General features: G+C 66.8%; 15 protein-coding genes and 2 pseudogenes. 7 read left to right on the top strand and 10 right to left on the bottom strand.

The window, feature by feature from the left end; all coding sequences use genetic code 11:
- Positions 1-46: 46 nt before the first annotated feature.
- Entirely contained in the window at positions 47-1,264 is a 1,218-nt protein-coding gene (gene wecB / locus J7024_RS18050; RefSeq protein ID WP_124826586.1) for a non-hydrolyzing UDP-N-acetylglucosamine 2-epimerase, read from the bottom strand.
- Positions 1,265-2,468: 1,204 nt separating this feature from the next.
- Here wecB and glmS point away from each other — a divergent pair.
- Positions 2,469-4,286, top strand: coding sequence for a glutamine--fructose-6-phosphate transaminase (isomerizing) (gene glmS, locus J7024_RS18045; protein ID WP_124826585.1), 1,818 nt, complete (start codon positions 2,469-2,471; stop codon positions 4,284-4,286).
- A gap of 173 nt (positions 4,287-4,459) precedes the next feature.
- Here the strand turns inward: glmS and J7024_RS18040 are convergent.
- A pseudogene (locus J7024_RS18040) lies at positions 4,460-4,769 on the bottom strand (LysR family transcriptional regulator); the annotation flags it as partial.
- 159 nt (positions 4,770-4,928) lie between these two features.
- On the opposite strand from J7024_RS18040, the gene J7024_RS18035 reads away from it, so the two are divergent.
- From J7024_RS18035 to J7024_RS18025, 3 genes and pseudogenes are all read left to right on the top strand, one after another.
- Positions 4,929-5,339 carry a TIGR02594 family protein gene (locus J7024_RS18035; protein WP_124826603.1) on the top strand — a complete coding sequence of 137 codons (411 nt, stop codon included), beginning with the start codon at positions 4,929-4,931 and terminating at the stop codon, positions 5,337-5,339.
- Between the two features lie 84 nt (positions 5,340-5,423).
- Positions 5,424-6,056 carry a glutathione transferase gene (gene yfcF, locus J7024_RS18030; RefSeq protein ID WP_175750692.1) on the top strand — a complete coding sequence of 211 codons (633 nt, stop codon included), beginning with the start codon at positions 5,424-5,426 and terminating at the stop codon, positions 6,054-6,056.
- 152 nt (positions 6,057-6,208) lie between these two features.
- Positions 6,209-6,687 (top strand): annotated as a pseudogene (locus tag J7024_RS18025) (LysE family transporter).
- Between the two features lie 106 nt (positions 6,688-6,793).
- Here the strand turns inward: J7024_RS18025 and J7024_RS18020 are convergent.
- The 5 genes from J7024_RS18020 to J7024_RS18000 form a co-directional block, all read right to left on the bottom strand.
- Positions 6,794-8,230: an efflux transporter outer membrane subunit gene (locus tag J7024_RS18020; protein WP_124826583.1), complete on the bottom strand. Its 1,437-nt coding sequence runs from the start codon at positions 8,228-8,230 to the stop codon at positions 6,794-6,796.
- A gap of 15 nt (positions 8,231-8,245) precedes the next feature.
- Positions 8,246-9,820 carry a DHA2 family efflux MFS transporter permease subunit gene (locus tag J7024_RS18015; protein WP_175760272.1) on the bottom strand — a complete coding sequence of 525 codons (1,575 nt, stop codon included), beginning with the start codon at positions 9,818-9,820 and terminating at the stop codon, positions 8,246-8,248.
- Positions 9,821-9,833: 13 nt separating this feature from the next.
- Positions 9,834-10,928: an HlyD family secretion protein gene (locus J7024_RS18010; protein WP_124826581.1), complete on the bottom strand. Its 1,095-nt coding sequence runs from the start codon at positions 10,926-10,928 to the stop codon at positions 9,834-9,836.
- Between the two features lie 67 nt (positions 10,929-10,995).
- Positions 10,996-11,427 carry a MarR family winged helix-turn-helix transcriptional regulator gene (locus J7024_RS18005; RefSeq protein ID WP_124826580.1) on the bottom strand — a complete coding sequence of 144 codons (432 nt, stop codon included), beginning with the start codon at positions 11,425-11,427 and terminating at the stop codon, positions 10,996-10,998.
- Positions 11,428-11,534: 107 nt separating this feature from the next.
- Positions 11,535-12,455: a LysR family transcriptional regulator gene (locus J7024_RS18000; RefSeq protein ID WP_124826579.1), complete on the bottom strand. Its 921-nt coding sequence runs from the start codon at positions 12,453-12,455 to the stop codon at positions 11,535-11,537.
- A 103-nt stretch (positions 12,456-12,558) separates the two neighbouring features.
- Here J7024_RS18000 and J7024_RS17995 point away from each other — a divergent pair, with 103 nt between their 5' ends.
- The 3 genes from J7024_RS17995 to J7024_RS17985 all read left to right on the top strand — a co-directional run bounded on the left by J7024_RS17995 (position 12,559) and on the right by J7024_RS17985 (position 14,951).
- Positions 12,559-12,993: a MarR family winged helix-turn-helix transcriptional regulator gene (locus J7024_RS17995; RefSeq protein ID WP_124826578.1), complete on the top strand. Its 435-nt coding sequence runs from the start codon at positions 12,559-12,561 to the stop codon at positions 12,991-12,993.
- A gap of 268 nt (positions 12,994-13,261) precedes the next feature.
- Entirely contained in the window at positions 13,262-14,509 is a 1,248-nt protein-coding gene (locus J7024_RS17990) for an aconitase X (protein ID WP_124826577.1), read from the top strand.
- Positions 14,502-14,951 (top strand): aconitase X swivel domain-containing protein, encoded by a 450-nt coding sequence (locus J7024_RS17985; protein ID WP_124826576.1) that lies wholly within the window; start codon positions 14,502-14,504, stop codon positions 14,949-14,951. The genes J7024_RS17990 and J7024_RS17985 overlap by 8 nt, the downstream gene beginning before the upstream one ends.
- Before the next feature lie 18 nt (positions 14,952-14,969).
- Here J7024_RS17985 and J7024_RS17980 read toward each other — a convergent pair whose 3' ends face one another.
- The 3 genes from J7024_RS17980 to J7024_RS17970 form a co-directional block, all read right to left on the bottom strand.
- The gene (locus J7024_RS17980) at positions 14,970-15,572 is read right to left on the bottom strand and encodes a hypothetical protein (RefSeq protein WP_234745338.1); all 603 of its coding nucleotides are present in this window, start codon (positions 15,570-15,572) and stop codon (positions 14,970-14,972) included.
- Positions 15,569-16,114, bottom strand: a complete 546-nt coding sequence (locus J7024_RS17975; protein WP_124826575.1) for a hypothetical protein — start codon at positions 16,112-16,114, stop codon at positions 15,569-15,571. Before J7024_RS17975 ends, J7024_RS17980 begins: the two co-directional genes overlap by 4 nt.
- A 110-nt stretch (positions 16,115-16,224) precedes the next feature.
- Entirely contained in the window at positions 16,225-17,307 is a 1,083-nt protein-coding gene (locus tag J7024_RS17970) for an AraC family transcriptional regulator (RefSeq protein WP_124826574.1), read from the bottom strand.
- Positions 17,308-17,348: the final 41 nt, after the last annotated feature.

Here is a 17,348-nt window from a genome sequence, read left to right as displayed (position 1 = left end):
CGAAGGACGGGAGGCGGCGTGGCGCGTCGCCTCCCGTCGGGCGAAGTCAACGCGAGCGCAGCGCCTGCAACCCCAGCGTGAGCGCATTGAACGGCATCTCCGCAGCGCCCATCGAGAAGCTCGTCGGTTTTGCGGTCGCCCCCGGCGTATGCATCAACGCATGAACGATCCGCTCGCTCGCATGGCCGTCGCCATACGGATTGCTCGCCCGGGACATTTCGTCGTACGCGCTCTGGCTGTCGAAGAGGCGCGACGCCTCCCGGACGATCCGCTCCTGATCCGTGCCGACGAGCCGCGCGGTGCCGGCCCGGATCGCTTCGGGCCGCTCGGTCGTGTCGCGCGTGACGAGAACCGGCTTGCCGAGCGCCGGCCCTTCCTCCTGGATTCCGCCCGAGTCGGTGATGATGAAATACGATCGTGACATGAGGAATACGAACGAAAGATATTCCTGCGGTTCGATCAGGTAAATGTTCGGCATGCTGCCGAGCAGTGCGCGCGCCGGCTCGCGCACGTTCGGATTCATGTGCAGTGGATAGACGAATTGCGCGTCTCGATAGCGGTTCGCAAGCGTGCAGAGCGCTTCGCAGAAGTGCCGGAACGGCTCGCCGAAGCTCTCGCGGCGATGGCCGGTGATCAGCACGACGCGGCGCGACGGGTCGAGGAACGGAAAATGCGCGGCGACCTGGTCGTTGAGCGCGGCATCGTGATCGAGCATCCGTTTGACGTCGTGCAGCGCATCGATCACGGTGTTGCCCGTCAGCACGACCGCGCCGACCGGCACGCCTTCGCTGAACAGGTTGTCGCGCGCCTGCCCGGTCGGTGCGAAATGCCAGGACGAGACCGCGTCGGTCACGCGGCGATTCAATTCCTCCGGCCAGGGCGACCAGATGTCGCCGCTGCGCAGGCCCGCTTCCACATGCCCGATCGGCAGATAACGGTAGAACGCCGCGATACTGACGGCCAGCGTCGTCGTCGTGTCGCCGTGCACCAGCACGACGTCCGGGCGCAAGTCTTCGAAGACCACCCCGATCGCCTGAAGAATGCCGGTCGTCACGTCGGTCAGCGTCTGGCTCTGACGCATCAGGTTGAGGTCGTAGTCGGGCTTGATGTCGAACAGCGTGAGCACCTGATCCAGCATTTCCCGATGCTGGGCCGTGACGCAGACCCTGGCATCGACGTCGTTGCGCGCCTTCAGCGCGCGGACGAGCGGCGCCATCTTGATGGCTTCCGGCCGAGTGCCGAACACAAGCAAGATCTTTTTCATCGTTATCCTCGTTGGACTTCCATGCGCCGGAAGACCCGGCATTTCGCGCAAGCAGGCATTCAGCCGACCTCGGCAGCCCCGCATGCGGTCGCGTCGGCCGCGCGACATGCACCAGTGTTGCGAGGCGATCGCTCCGCTCTTGTCTGACCGGTCTTCGCCGGGTAATCGTCGGACCACGGCCGACTTCTTGCACCTCGTCAATCACGTCATGAGTGTCCCTCGCTGCGTCGATCGTCACGCCTGTCGGTCACGCTGCGTTCGTCGCCGCATCGCGGCGCATTCAGGCACCCGTCCCTGCTACCGATAGAGCAATATTCAAACCAGCGGCCCTGTGACCGGGCCCGGTTCGCGCCGCGCACGCGGATCGCCTCGGAACGTTTCACAATTGCTACGGGGCATATGTCGAAGGATTGTCGCGACGCAGAGATACGTCCGACCGTTCACGCGCTCGATCGGGCCGCGTCGTCCGAAGAATGGCGAGTCGTGTTGCCTGCCGTCATCGATCGGTGAACATGCATCATTGCTGGTGTCTTTAATCGTTTCGATATGCGAATTTTGTCTGGGAAATGTGCGTTCATCCGGCGCTTCTAAGGCACTGATCGCACGTGAATGATTACCCCGATGCACTGCACCGCATTCGTCGTCCGCCTCGGCGCGTGTGAAACGTTGCGCATCTGTAACGTTCGTTCGCAACGGGGCGGCGCAGATCTGCGCGGCGGTTATTCGATACGCGTCGCGGTGTGTGCGCGCCTTTTCCTCACAGCGTTCGTGTGGCGGGAGAACGCTGATTCGCCGGTGAATCAAAAACACACGATCCGCTTGGCGGGGTATTCGTCGCGCGCTCACGGGCCCTTGCAGCATGGGGCGAGGCCGCCTATGGCGCACCGCTTGCTTGCTTCATGAGGACAGGCGCGCTCCGCGCACCGGAACGGCGGCAGAAGCACATGGATGCCAGAACAACGAATCGGGAAGGCACGGCCGCACATGCACCCGGTGCGGAACACGGCCGTACTTGCACGACGAAAGCGCCACCGTTTCCGGGCGATATCCAGCCGCTTCGCGGTTCATGTTCGGGCGTGCATCGGCCGTTGTCGCCGCTCGCTCACACTCGATGAGGAGACACGGCGGCAACTCCAACGGTGACCGGATCGCGCCGACACGACGGCGCACGGTCGATCAATGAACACAGGGAAGGAGACGTGTCATGTGTGGCATCGTCGGCGCGGTCGCGCAACGGAACATCGTTCCGATTCTGATTGAAGGTCTGCGCCGCCTCGAGTATCGCGGCTACGACTCGTGCGGGGTGGCGACCGTCGTCGACGGTCAGGCGCGCCGCGAACGCAGCGTGTCGCGCGTCGCGGATCTCGACGCCCACGTGCGCAGCGTTGGACTGGCCGGCAGCACCGGCATCGCGCACACCCGCTGGGCGACGCATGGCGCGCCGGCCACCTGCAATGCGCATCCGATCTTCTCGCGCGACGAAATCGCACTCGTGCACAACGGCATCATCGAGAATCACGAGACATTGCGCAGGCAACTATCGGACGAAAATTACGAGTTCGACGGCCAGACCGACACCGAGGTCGTCGCCCACCTGATCCACAGCAAGTATCGCGGCGACCTGCTCGCCGCCGTACGCGATGCGACGTCGCAACTGCACGGCGCGTACGCCATCGCGGTGTTCAGCAAGCACGAACCGCAGCGGCTGATCGGCGCGCGCGCCGGCTCGCCGCTGGTGGTCGGTCTGAAGGACGACGAGTGTTTTCTCGCGTCCGACGCGCTCGCATTGGCCGGCATCACCGATCGCTTCATCTTTCTCGAGGAAGGCGACATCGTCGAACTGACGCCGGGCGGCGTGCGGGTGCTCGCACGCGGCGGCACGCCGGTCGAGCGCCCGATCCAGACCGTCGCATCGACGCAGGGCGTGGTCGAACTCGGGCCGTACCGGCATTTCATGCAGAAGGAAATCTTCGAACAACCGCAGGCCGTCGCCGCGACGATTCCCGATGCGGGGCTGTTCGATCCGGCGACGTTCGGCCCGGATGCCGCGCGCGCATTCGCGCAGATCGACAACGTGCTGATTCTCGCGTGCGGCACGAGCCACTATTCCGGGCTCACCGCCCGCCGCTGGCTCGAAACGATCGCGCGCGTGCCGGCGCAGGTCGAGATCGCGAGCGAATACCGTTACAGCGATGCGCTTGCGTTGCCGAACACGCTGGTGGTCAGCGTGTCGCAGTCCGGCGAGACCGCCGACACGCTCGCCGCGCTCAAGTATGCGCAAGCGCTCGGCCATATGGACACGCTGGCGATCTGCAACGTGCCGACCAGCGCGATGATGCGTCAGACCGGATTACGGTTCCTGACGCGCGCCGGCCCGGAGATCGGTGTCGCGTCGACCAAGGCGTTTACGACGCAGCTCGTCGCGCTGTTTATCCTCGCGGTGACGCTCGGGCGGTTGCGCGGCTACGTCGACGACGCGCAGCTTGCCCGCTACGCGACGCAACTTCGAAGGCTGCCCGCCGCACTCGAAGACGTGCTCGCGCTGGAACCGCAGATCGAACGCTGGGCCGCGGAATTCTCGCGGCACGAGAACGCGTTGTTTCTCGGGCGCGGGCTGCATTACCCGATCGCACTCGAAGGCGCGCTGAAGCTGAAGGAGATTTCGTATATCCACGCGGAAGCGTATCCGGCGGGCGAACTGAAACACGGGCCGCTGGCGCTCGTGACGCACGCGATGCCGGTCGCGACGATTGCGCCGAACGACGCGCTGCTCGAAAAGCTCAAGTCGAACATGCAGGAAGTTCGCGCGCGGGGCGGGCAGCTTTACGTATTTGCCGATGCCGATACGCGGATCGACAACGGCGAAGGCGTGTCGGTGCTGCGGATGCCGGATTACTACGGGCTGCTGTCGCCGATCCTGCACGTCGTGCCGCTGCAGTTGCTCGCGTATCACGCCGCGTGCCAGCGCGGCGCGGATATCGACAAGCCGCGGAACCTGGCGAAATCGGTGACGGTCGAGTGACGGGAACGGGGCCGGCCGACGGTTGCCGACCGGCCCGCGCAAGCGGTCAATGCGGCCGTGCGAGCCTTCATGATCGTGCCGCGCAGCATCACGTACGCGACGTTTTCGCCTTCACCCGCGACGACGCCGATATCGTCGAGCGGATTTTCGTCGAGCACGACGACGTCGAATTACGCCTGCGACATCGACGCCAGGCCGTCGCGCACGATCACGCGCAGCTTGATGTCCGGATACGCGGCGCGGAATCCGGGCAGGCGCGGCGTGAGCCGCAGCACCGCGACGCCGGACGAACAGCGAGCGACCGAGGAATGCCTCGAGCTACCGGATCTGGCGGCTGATCGCGCTTTGCGTGAGGTGCAGTTCGGTGGCGGCCTTCGTGAAGCTCGCATGCCGCACGGCGGATTCGAGCGCGACGAGGCACTGAAGGGGCGGCAGGGGCGTGACGCGCGTGGCGGGCGTGACGGTCGAGGGCACTGCCCGCATGATACGGGCGTACGTGCCGGAAACCGCATGCGGGAAAAGGCGCTGCCGGCCGGCACGTATTCGTGCGAAGATTGAGCGACGTTCCACCCGCATTCCATCGAGACCGTCGTGATCCGATCGAACCCCGAGGGCAACCCGCAAGCCGGCCACCCGCCGTGGATGCCCGTCGCGCTGGCCGAACTGGGCATCCGCCGTTTCCCGCCCGGCAGCATCAATCCGCGCATCGTCGAATACAACAGCCACACGAACCTCGTCGGCTACGACGACAAGATTTCGTGGTGTTCGTCGTTCGTCAACTGGTGCATGACGCATGCCGGGATTCGCGGCACGGGTTCCGCGCTCGCGCGTTCGTGGCTCGAATGGGGGCGCCCGCTCGAGCGTCCGGTGTACGGCTGCATCGCCGTCCTGACGCGCGACGACCCGGCGAGCTGGAAGGGCCACGTCGGCTTCTATCTGCGCCACGACGACGCACACGTGCATCTGTTCGGCGGCAATCAGCTGGAAGCGGTGCGCGAGCTTGCGTATCCGGTCGGCGAGGTGCTCGGATACCGATGGCCCGACGCCGGCTGAACGCACCGTCCGTATCGATTCATCCCGAGTTCGCCGGCACGCCAGGTCATGGCGCCCGAACTCTCCACCCACGAGGAGCCTGCAGTGCAAACCGGTAATCTCCGTCTCTACGCGGACGCGCAATACACGAGCCCTTACGCGATGTCCGTATTCGTCGCGCTCGAAGAAAAATCGCTGCCCTACGATCTGGTGACCGTCGATCTCGGCAACCGCGCGCATTTCGCGCCCGACTACGCGGCGACGTCGCTGACGCAACGCGTGCCGACGCTCGTGCACGACGACTTCGCGCTGTCGGAATCGTCTGCGATTACCGAGTATCTGGACGATACCTTTGCGGGCGAGCGGCTCTATCCGGCCGATCCGCGCCAGCGCGCGCGGGCGCGGCAGGTGCAGGCGTGGCTGCGCAGCGACCTGATGCCGGTGCGCTCGGAACGGTCGACCGAAGTGCTGTTCTACGGTCCGTCGAGCGAACCGCTGTCGAATCTCGCGCAGACCGCCGCACAGAAACTGTTCGCCGCCGCCGACAAGCTGCTTGCGCCGGGCGCGGCGAATCTGTTCGGCGCGTGGAGCATCGCCGATGTCGACCTGGCCGTGATGCTGAACCGTCTGGTGCTGAACGACGATCCGGTGCCGCAGCGGCTCGCCGACTATGCGTGTGCGCAGTGGGAGCGGCCGTCGGTGCAACGCTGGGTGAAGCTGAAGCGGCCGCCGCTGTAAGGCGCGCCGGCAGCCATGCGGCGGGCGGGGCCGTGTACGTCGGCGGCCCCCGCACGGCGCGTCCGGCGGCCCGCGCGCAGCGAAGATCGGCATGCTACAGTGAGCCGGCCTGCCTTCTTCATCCGAATTTGCCCGAATCCGCCCGAACCGTCATGAGCTATCTTCCCCAACTCGCCGCCGTCGGCGGCGTGATGTTGCTGGCCTGCGTCAGCCCCGGCCCCGATCTGATCGCCGTGTCGTCCCATGCGCTCGGCAACCGCCGCGCCGGGCTGCTGGCCGCGTTGGGCATCGCGTCGTCGCACGCTGTCTGGGCCGCGATGGCGATTTTCGGGCTCGGGCTGATCGTCGCTAAGCTCGCATGGCTGTACGAGGCGATTCGCATCGCAGGCGCCGCGTACCTGATCTATCTCGGCATCAAGTCGCTGTCGAGCCTGCACCAGTCCGCGCAACAGCCCGCATCCGCGAGCTGGCCGTCGTGGTCGCCGTGTCGCTGACGTGGTTCTGCACGGTCGCCGTGCTGTTCTCGACGAATCGCGTGCAAGTCGGCTACGCGAAACTGCGCAAGCCGATCGACGCGGTGATGGGGACGATCCTGCTGGGGCTCGGCGCGAAGCTGGCGCTGGACCGGTAACGGCGTGAATCGCGTTGCCGTCGACCGAACCTCCGGGGCGAGCGGTTGACGAGCGGGACGCCGGCCAGTGCCGAAGCCGGCGTCGTATCGCGGTCGCGCTCCCGGCTCAATTCTTCGCCACGGCGTCCACCTCCGTCCCGCCCGCGGCATCATTGCCGCTCCACCCACCCCCGAGCGACCGATACAGCGCGACCGCCGCCAGCGCATGCTCGCGCTTGACCTGGTTGAGCGAATCCGAGTCGCGCAGATACACCTCCTGCGCCGACAACACGTCGAGAAAGTCCGTCGCGCCGCCCTTGTAGAGCTGGTTCGCCAACCCGAGCGCCTTATTCGACGCTGAAAGCGCGCTGTCGAGCCGCCGCGTCGCTTCATCGCTGCTGACGAGATTCACTCGTGCATCCTCGACTTCCCGCAACGCCTGCAGCATCGTCTGCTTCAACCCGAGTTCCGATTCGCGCATCCGGCTCTCGCTCTGCGTGATATCGGCGGTGATGCGTCCCGCGTTGAAGATCGGACTCGTCGCGCTCAGCGCCGCGCTGAACAGATTGTCGGTCAGCGTCGGCAGCCCGAGATACGATGCCGCCAGAATCCCGTCCGTCAGGTTCAGCGAGAACTTCGGATACCGCTCGGCTTTCGCGACACCGACCTGCGCCGCGCGCCGTTCGACCTGCGCATAGGCTGTGAGCACGTCCGGCCGCCGCAAGAGCGCCTGCGAAGGCAGCGTATCGGGCGAGCCGGCCGGCGGCGTGGGGATCTCGCCGGCTTGCGCGAGCACGAGCCGGTCGATCGATTCCGGCGTGCGTCCCGAATACACGGCGATCAGGTTGAGCTGGTGTGCGATCTGCGCGCGCGTCGGCGGAATCCGCGCTCCGAGCGCATCGAGCTGGTTCTGTGCGCGCGTGACGTCGAGCTCGGTCGACAGCCCGAACGCCTGCCGCTTGCGCGTCAGTTCGAGCGCATGCTGCCGAATCGTTGCGTTGTCCTGCAGGATCTTCAGTTCCTGTTGTGCCCAGCGCAGGTCGACGTACGCGGACGCCGTATCGGCCGCGATCGCGAGCCGCATCGCGTCTTCCGCATGCTGTTGCCCGACCAGCCCGGCCTGCGCGGCCAGCAGATCGAGCCGTTCGCCGCCGAACACGTCCGGCGACCAACTCAGTGCGAGCCCTGCGCCGGCCTGCCGCACGTAGCCGAGCGGCGGCGGCGTGTTCTGGCGCGCGTCGGCCGCGTGCGCGGTCGCGTCGAGCTCGGGCAGCAGCGCCGCGCGTTTCTGCACGGTCAGCGCCCGGGCCTGCTTCACGCGTTCCGCGGCGGCCTGCAGGTCGAGGTTGCCGTCGAGCACGGTCGCGATCAGCCGGTCGAGCACGGGATCGTGGAACTGCGCCCACCATGCGGCGGCGTCGATGCCGCCGCGCGGGACGTCGGTGTCCCATCCGGCGGGCGCAAGCGATTGAACCGAGTCGTGCAGCGCCGGGTGTTGCGCGGGCTGTACCGCGCACCCGGCGGCGAATGCGCTGACGGCCAGCGCGACGAGTAGCTTTTTCATGACGATGACCTCGGCTCAGTGCGCGTCCGGCGGCGGCGCGTTCAGGGTAATGGGTTTGGAAAACGCGACGGCAACCAGCGCGACGACGAAGCACAGCGACAGCGCGTAATACGCATCCGCGTAGGTCAGCGTCAGCGCTTCGCGATAGATCAGCCGGTGCAGGTTCGCGAGACCGGCCTGCGCGGTATTCAGCGTGTCGCCGGCCACCGATGTCCAGTACGCGGCCTGGCGATCGAGCAGCGATGCGACCTGCGGCTCCCCGGCGCTCACGTGCTCGTTCAGGCGCAGGTAGTGGAAGTTCACCCGGTCGTTGAGCATCGTCGCGCTCACCGCGATGCCGATCGCGCCGCCGAGATTGCGCATCAGGTTGAACAGGCCGCTCGCCGATTTCAGTCGCGACTGCGGCAGCGAGCCGAGCGCCATCGTCACGATCGGCGGCACGCTGAACTGCTGGCCGATCCCGCGCAATGCCTGTGGCAGCAGCAGCTCGCGCCAGCCCCAGTCGTGCGTGATTGGCGTGTACAGGTAGCAGCCGAGGCCGAAGCAGACGAGCCCGAACACGAGCAACGCGCGCATGCTGAAGAAGCGCGCGGCGAATGCATACGCGCCCAGCGCGAGCAACTGGAACGCGCCCACCGACAGCAGCGCGATGCCGATCTGCAGCGAGCTGAACGCGCGCACCTGCGCAAGAAACAGCGGCGTGAGGAACACGGTCACGAAGATCCCGATGCCCGTCACGAACGACAGCAGGCTGCCGATTCCGAAGTTGCGCACGGCGAGCGCGCGCAGGTCGACGATCGGATCGTCGGCGGTCAGCGCATGCACGATGAACAGGAAGCCGCAGATGCCCGAGATCCACGCGCAGAGGACGATCGCATCGTCGCCGAACCAGTTCTTGCGCGGGCCTTCCTCCAGCACGTATTCGAGGCAGCCGAGGAAGCCCGACATCAGCACGATGCCGCGATAGTCGCCGCGGTTGACGAGGCCGGGATCGGGCTCGTCGATATGCACGTAGCGCGGCACCAGCGCGGCCACGACGATGCCCGGCACGAGGTTCAGGTAGAACAGCCAGTGCCACGACCATTGGTCGGTGATCCAGCCGCCGATCACGGGCCCGATCGCCGGGGCGAGCGACGCGAGCGCGCCGATCGTCGTCGACGCGATCAGCCGCTGCTTGCCCGGAAACAGGACGAACGCGGTCGTGAACACGGTCGGGATCATCGCGGCGCCGAGCGCACCCTGCATCCCGCGAAACAGGATCATCGAATTGATGTCCCACGCGAGCCCGCACAGCATGCTCGTGATCGTGAAGCCGATCGCCGACGCGACGAACAGCCAGCGCGTCGACATCACTTTCGACAACCAGCCCGACATCGGGATCACGATGATCTCGGCGATCAGGTACGCCGTCTGCACCCAGGACAGCTCGTCCTGGCTCGCGGACAGGCCCCCGCCGATGTCGCGCAGCGACGACGCGACGATCTGGATGTCGAGCGTCGCCATGAAGAAGCCGACGCACATCAGCGCGAACGCGAACACGCGCTGCCTCGTCGGTTGCGACGCGGGGTCGCCGGAAAATGCGGTGGTCATCGTCGGCTCCCGCTCAGTTCGCGCGATCGGTATGCACGGTCACGACCGCGGACAGGCCGGGGCGCAGCACGTGTTCGATGCCCGGCTGCGGATCGAGATGCACGCGCACCGGCACGCGCTGGACGATCTTCGTGAAGTTGCCGGTCGCGTTCTCGGGCGGCAGCACGCTGAAGGTCGCGCCGGTCGCGGGCGCCAGGCTGTCGACGCGGCCATGCAGGCGCGTGCTCGACGCATCGAGCGCGACGTCGACGCGATCCCCCGCGCGCATCTTGCGCAACTGGTCTTCCTTGAAGTTCGCATCGATCCACAGCCCCGACGCCGGCACGATCGTCAGCAGCGGCACGCCGACGTTCGCGAGCATCCCGACCCGGCCCGTGCGGTTGCCAACGTAACCGTCGACCGGCGAGCGGATCGTCGTGTATTCGACGTTCAGCGCCGCGACGCGCTGCGCGGCGAGCGCGGTGTTCACGCGCGCCCGGGCATCGGCGAGCTGCGCGCCGAGCACGTCGAGCTGCCGTTTCGACGCGAGCAGCGCGGCATCGCTGCGCTCGACGGCGGCGCCTGCCTTCGAATAGTCGGCGTCCGCGCGCTCGACGATCTGGTTCGACACCGCATCGGATTTCACGAGCTCGCGGTAGCGAACGCGATCGGATGCGGCCCGCGTGAGTTCGGCCGACGACGCCTGCCTGTCCGCCGCATGCTGGCCGATCACCGCGTATTGCAACTGCTGCTTCGCCTCGAGTTCGGCCACGGCGGAGCGCGCGCTGTCGACTTCCGCGGCAGCCTGCGCAAGCTTCGCATCGTAGTCGCGCGCATCGAGCTGCACGAGCACGTCGCCAGCTTTCACGCGCTGGTTGTCGGTCACGAGAATCCGGTCGACGAAGCCGTTCACCTTCGGCGCGAGCACCGTGACGTCGCCGCCGACGTACGCATCGTCGGTGCTTTCCTGGAAGCGCAGCACCAGCAACCAGTCGAGCACGGCGGCCGCGACCGCGACGACCACGACGGCCACCGCGATCCGCATCCACGGCACGCGGCGTCGCTGCTTCGCGGGCCGATCGGTTGTGGCTGCCTCGCGTGATGCGGCAGCGGTCTGGGTCGTATCCATCGATTCACCTATGTATATGCACTTATTGAGGCGACCGGCGACGGGGCGTCGTCGATCGGGGAAGGGGCTAACGTTCCGGCAGGTTGTGCGTGATCCGGAACAATTCGTCTCTGAGGCGGGCCGCCTGCGCCGGCCCGAAGCGCCGCTCGAACGCTTCCTGCGCGGCGCGCCAGTGCACGTGCGCAGCGGCGACCTTCGTTTCGCCGTGCGCGGTCAGCGCGAACGTCTGGCGGCGGCACGGCGGCTCGATCCGGCCCGCAACCAGCGCCGCGGCGACCAGCGGCTTGAGTGCGCGCAGCAGCGCGGTGCGCTCGATCACCAGCACGGCCGACAGCGTCGCCATCGTCAGGCCCGGACGCTCCCGCAGCAGCGCGAGAATGCTGTACTGCGACGGTGTGACACCGGCCCGGGACAGATAGCGCTCGTAGAACTGCGAGATCCGCCGCGCCGCTTGCCGGACCGCGAAGCAATCGTCATCGGTGAGAGTTGGCGTGTGCATGTGCACATGTTAGGCGGCGAGACGGCGCGAAGCGAGCAGCGGGGCGGGATCAGATTGGTGTCGTGGCTGTACCAATCGGCGGCAGGCCGGCGCGCTCGGGCGCCGGGTCAGGCCGCCGCCGGAACGATCCGGCCTTCGCGGTTGCTATATGCGGCCGTGTAGTCGATGAACGCCTTGACCTTCGCGGGCAGGAGCGCGCGATTCGCGTACGCGAGCTTGATTTCCACGAACGCATCGACGAGATCGGCGTCTTCCAGCAACTGCACGAGCGCGCCCGACGCGAGTTCGGCATCGACGAGCGTTTTCGGCACGACGCCGATGCCGAAGTCGTGCATCACCATTTCGCGGTTGAAGACGGGGCTGTTCGACGAGATGTCGAAGCGAAACGGCACGGTGAGCGTGTTGCCGTCGACGCGGAACGACAGCGCGGGCCGGCGCAGCGACGGCGACAGCGGCACGAACGGGTGGTCGGCGAGTTCGGCCGGCGTTTCAGGGCGCGAGTGCGCGCGCAGGTAGGCAGGCGTTGCGACGAGCACCACCGGAATGCGTTCGATCAGCCGCACGACGGTCGTCTCGCTCGTCAGCATGTACGGCACGACGATGCCGATGTCGTAGCCTTCGCCCACGAGATCGACCGGGCGTTCGGTCAGCGTGACGTCGAGGCGCACTTTCGGATGCGCGGCCTTGAAGCCGGCGATCAGCGGCACCAGCCGGTTCAGCGCGGCGGTCGTGTGCGCGACGAGGCGCAGCAGGCCCTCCGGCTCGCGCGTGTGCGACTGCGCTTGCGCCTCGAGCGAGTCGAGTTCGTCGAGCACGGCCGCGCAGCGCTCGTAGATCCGCTCGGCCGTTTCGGTCAGCGAGACCTGGCGCGTGGTCCGGTGCAGCAGGCGGCTGCCGAAACGCGCTTCCAGATCCGCGACCGCCCGCGATACGACCGGCCGCGCGAGGCCGTGCATGTCGGCGGCGCGCGTGAAGCTGCGCATCTCGACCACCGACCGGAAAATGCGCAGCTTGTCGATGTAGTCCATGTCCGTCTCCTCGGGGCGATGACGGCGTGCCGAAGGCACGCGGCCGACCGTTACGGCGGAGTGTACATTGACTTTATGCATATGCACATATAAATTGCCGATCATGAACGATATCCAGATGGTCCAGGCCTGCAATTGCCTCGCGCTGCGTCAGGCGGCGCGCTTCGTCACGCAACTTTACGAGCGTCATCTGGCCCCGGTCGGCGTGACGCCCGCGCAGTTTTCGATCATGGCGAACCTGTCGCACCGGCCCGGCCTGATGATGAGCGAACTCGCCGATACGCTGGTGATGGATCGCACGACGCTGTTGCGCGCGCTGAAGCCGCTACAGCGCGACGGCTTCGTCGCCGCGGCCGCATCCGAGCATGATGCGCGTGCGCATGCGCTCAGCCTGACGAAGCTCGGCGAGCGCACGTACGCGCACGCGAAAGTCGCATGGCAGGCTGCACAGGACGAGTTCGAGACGCAGTTCGGCCGCGACCGGGCCAGGGCGCTGCGCGACGAGTTGTTCAGCCTGACGGCGCTGCGCGACGCATAGGGCCTGTTCACGCTGATAACGGGCTTGCGCCGGCCAAAACAGGGGAACCCTTTCCGCCCGCATGGCTGCGCCGCTCGTCGTTGTAAATGCTACATAGCCAGGGCTATTGCGCCTCCTCTCTCCTTGCACGCGCCCGGAGGAAGTCCCCTTGCGGAACGGGCGGAAAGGCTCGTCCGCAAGCCCGTTATCAGCGTGAACAGGCCCTGGCGCGCGCGGTAGTATTACAAAAGCGATCCGGATCCACCGGACGAGACACGAGGAGCACCCCATGCTGCAGTTGAGCGAGCGCGACGAGGCGATGTTGCGCGGCGCATTCGGCGACGGCGTCGCACGCGCGATGCGGATCGTCGCCCGTACGGCCGGCGTGATGTCGGCGCCGCACCTGATCGACATCACGTCCGCGCATATCGACGGCTGTCTCTATCACGGCCAGACCAGCCTCGACTTCGTCGAGTATTTCGTCGACACGGGCGCGAAAGTCGCGGTGCCGACCACCCTGAACGTCGGGTCGCTCGACCTGATTCATCCCGAGCTGTATCACGGCGACCGCGCGATCCAGCGCGACGCGCAGCGCCTGATGGACGCGCACCTGCAGCTCGGCTGCGAATCGAGCTTCACGTGCGCGCCGTATCAGCTGAAGAACCGCCCGCGTCTGGGCGAGCAGATCGCGTGGGCCGAATCCAATGCGATCGTGTTCGCCAATTCGGTGCTCGGTGCGCGCACCAGCCGCTATGGCGACTTTCTCGATCTGGCCGCCGCGATCACCGGGCGCGCGCCGTATGCGGGCCTGCACGTCGAAGCGAATCGCGCCGCGCAAATCGTGTTCAACGCGCCGGACTTCGGCAGCCGCCCGTCGCGCGACATCTATTTCGCGGCGCTCGGGCTGTTGATCGGCAGGATCGCCGGCGCGATCGTGCCCGCGATCGTCGGGCTGCCCGCGGACACCACCGAGGACGAACTCAAGGCGCTCGGCGCCGCCGCCGCATCGAGCGGCGCGGTCGCGCTGTTCCACGCGGTGGGCGTGACGCCGGAGGCGCCGACGCTCGATGCCGCGTTGCACGGGCGCGCCGCGCAGCGGACCGTCGATGTCGCGATGGCCGATCTCGACGAGATCCGCCACACGCTGAACCACGGCGCTGACGGCGATGCGCTCGTCGCGGTCGCGCTCGGCACGCCGCATTTCTCGCTGGCCGAATTCCGCACGCTCGACGCGCTGCTCGATCGATTCGACGGCAAGCCGATGTGCGATTTCTACGTGAACACGAGCCGCTTCATCCTGTGGGAGCTGGGCGAGCTCGGGCTCGCGGACAAGTTCGAGGCCCGCGGCGTCCAGATTGTCGTCGATACCTGCACGTACATCACGCCGGTGATGAAGCAACTGTCGGGCCTGGTCATGACCAACTCGGGGAAGTGGGCGTCGTATGCGCCCGCGAACATCGGCGTCACGGTGGCGTACGGCAGCATGCGCGAGTGCGTGCGCTCCGCGTTCGAAGGAAAGGTGCGATTCGATGACTGAAGCAATGGTGGGGGGATTCACGGGCGACACGCTCGTGCCGGGCAGCGCATGCGCACGCACGATCGTGCTCGACAAGCCGCTCAGTTTCTGGGGCGGCTACGATTCGGGCGCGGGGCGGATCGTCGATCGCGGGCATCCGCAGACGGGCGCGAGCCTCGCCGGCCGCATCATGGTGATGCCGCACGCGAAGGGCTCGAGTTCGAGCAGCAGCGTGCTGGCGGAAGCCGTGCGCAACGGCACGGGGCCGGTCGGGATCGTGCTGAAGGAGCGCGACCTGATCATCTCGATCGGCGCGATCGTCGCGGCCGAGCTGTATGCGATCGCGGTGCCGGTGGTGTGCGTGACGGATGACGTGTATGACGCGATCGTCGCCGCGACCGGCGACGTGCGGATCGAGGCAGACGATGGGGACGGCGGCGCGAGGATCGACATCGGCGACTGATGCGATGCGCGCGCCGGCTCAGATGAAGCGAATGTGCGGCGTATCTGCGCGCGCGAGCGACAGCGCGTGCCGGGCGGCATCCATTTCGCGCTTGCCGCCGGGCTGGTTGAGCCGGCGGATTTCGGGCCAGACGACCAGTCCGAACACCGCGCGCAGGATCGTGCTCAGCACGAACAGGCCGATTGCGGTGGCGCCGAACCACGCGAAGATGTCGAGCATCCCGTCCGTGCTGCGTGCCACCGCGGACATGACGCCGATGGCAAGCGCCGCGGCGATCAGGACGCCGATCGTCACGATCACATCGATTCGGGCGCTCAGCGTGCGGGCCGGGCGAACGAGATACACCGAACCGTCGGTCACGTTGCGGATGCCGTAGACCGCCAGGTGATCGCCGCGCTCCGTATAGGCGACCTTCAGCCGGTCGCCCGCGACGATGAACAGGTTGCGCGTTGCGTTTGTCCTGAGCGTGAGCGGCGCATCCGGCGTGTCGAGTCGAAGCGCGATCTCCTCGATGCCCTGCGTGGTCCAGCCAAGGTTGTTGCTCCAGACTTTGGTACTGATCGTCTTCTGGCTGACGGATGTGACGCAGCCCGACGCGGTCTGCATGATGCGATCGGTCATGCGTTGCTCCGTTCGGCGGTGAAACGGGACGGCTGGCCTTGCCACTTTTCCTGGGCTTCGCGCCGTTGCGGCCGGAACACCCGTTCGGACAAGCCGGCGATCGCGAGCAGCGTGCCCAGCATGCTGACGATGCCGACGAACAAGGTCAGTGCGACGACGAGCGCCCAGCCGGCCTTGAGCGCGGCGCCGCCGACGAGCAGGCTCAGCATGAAGATGCACGACGCCCACGTGAGCAGCGACAGGTTACGCTCCTTCTGCGCGAGCGCGTCGTAGGGCGGAATCGTCAGGTCGTTGCAGGCGATCCACGCGATCCGGCGGCGACCATGATCGTCGAACACGCATGTGCGCACCGCCATCCCGGGCTTCAACAGATCGGCCTGCTTGAACGCGTCGGCGTCAACGTCGTCGGCGCAGAGGAAGTAGCAGATGCCCTGCATCGTCACGCGATAAAGCGGTACCTTGCTGACGCCGACTCCGATACGGACGAGGTTCGTATCGATACGGTCGATCGTCGACTCGATCACGGTGGTGTGACTGGACATGGCTGGAAGCGGGTGGTGGCCCGTATCGCATTGGCGTGGCATTCATCATACCGATGAAAATGCCGGGTGGACCATGCGTATGGCGGTACGGCGTCGCCCACGTTTTCCTGTCATTCGCGCGCGGTTCCCGTCGCCGCCTCCCGATACGCGCTCGGCGTTTGCCCGGCCCACCTGCGGAACGCGCGCGTGAAATTCGCCGGGTCGGTGAATTGCAGCCGCTCGGCGATCGTCTTCAGGTCAAGATCCGACGCCGAAAGCAATTGCTTCGCGTCGCGAAACCGCGCTTCGTCGAGCAGTTGCCGGTAGCTCGACCCGGCTTCCTCGAGCCGGCGCCGTAGCGTGCGTGTCGACACGAGCAGCGCGTCCGCGAGCGCTTCCGGGCTCGAATAGTCCCCCGCGGTCTTCGCCAGTTCCGCGCGCACGCGCTCGACCAGATCGCCTTCTTCCTGACGTACTTGCGCATACTCGCGCTCGACCTGCACGAGCGCCTGCCGGTGCGCGACTTCGTCGGCGAGCGGAAGCGGCCAGTCGAGCACATCGTGCGCGATCCACAGCGCGTTGGCCGCGCAACCGAATTCGACCGGCGGCAACTGGCTGCGATAGCGCGCGAAATAGTCGGGTTGCGGCCACGTGAAGCGCAGCGCGATCGGTGGCGACGCGCGCCCGGACCACTGCGAGATGTTCTGCGCGAGCCCCGTCAGCACGAACTCGAACATCACGTGATGCTGCAGCACGGGACTCGCCTGCACGCCGTGCAGTTCGAGCGTCGCGCCGCGCGCGTCCTCCGCATAGGTCAGACGATATTGACGGTTGCGCATCCGGAAGTAGCGTTGCGTGACGATCAGCGCTTCGCGGATGTCCCGCGCGGTCAGCGTTGCGTAGCCGAGAAAGCCGTGCACCGTCGGCTTCAGCAGCAGCCCGAACGCGAGCCCGATGCCGGCGTCGCCGCCGATCTCGATCGCGTTGAGCACGAGCCGCCCCCATTGCGACGGCGCGACGCGCGCATCCGGTTCGGCCAGTACCGCGTCGCGCAGCCCGGTGCCGGCGCGTACCGCGGCCAGGTCGACGCCGCGCGCGGCCAGCGCCTGCAGGAGCAGGCGCGTATAGGCGACCGGAATCGTCGGCCGGCGCAGCCCGAGGTGGTCCTTGCGTGGCGGGGAAGTCATGTCGTTTTGGCCGAAAATGACAAGCATTATGGCTGTTTGCCCCCTCACGTTCAAGGCGGCGCGCGGCC

The organism is Burkholderia sp. WTPI3, from assembly GCF_021483755.1.
GTDB lineage: Bacteria > Pseudomonadota > Gammaproteobacteria > Burkholderiales > Burkholderiaceae > Burkholderia.
This window is presented reverse-complemented; position numbering and strand designations above follow the sequence as displayed.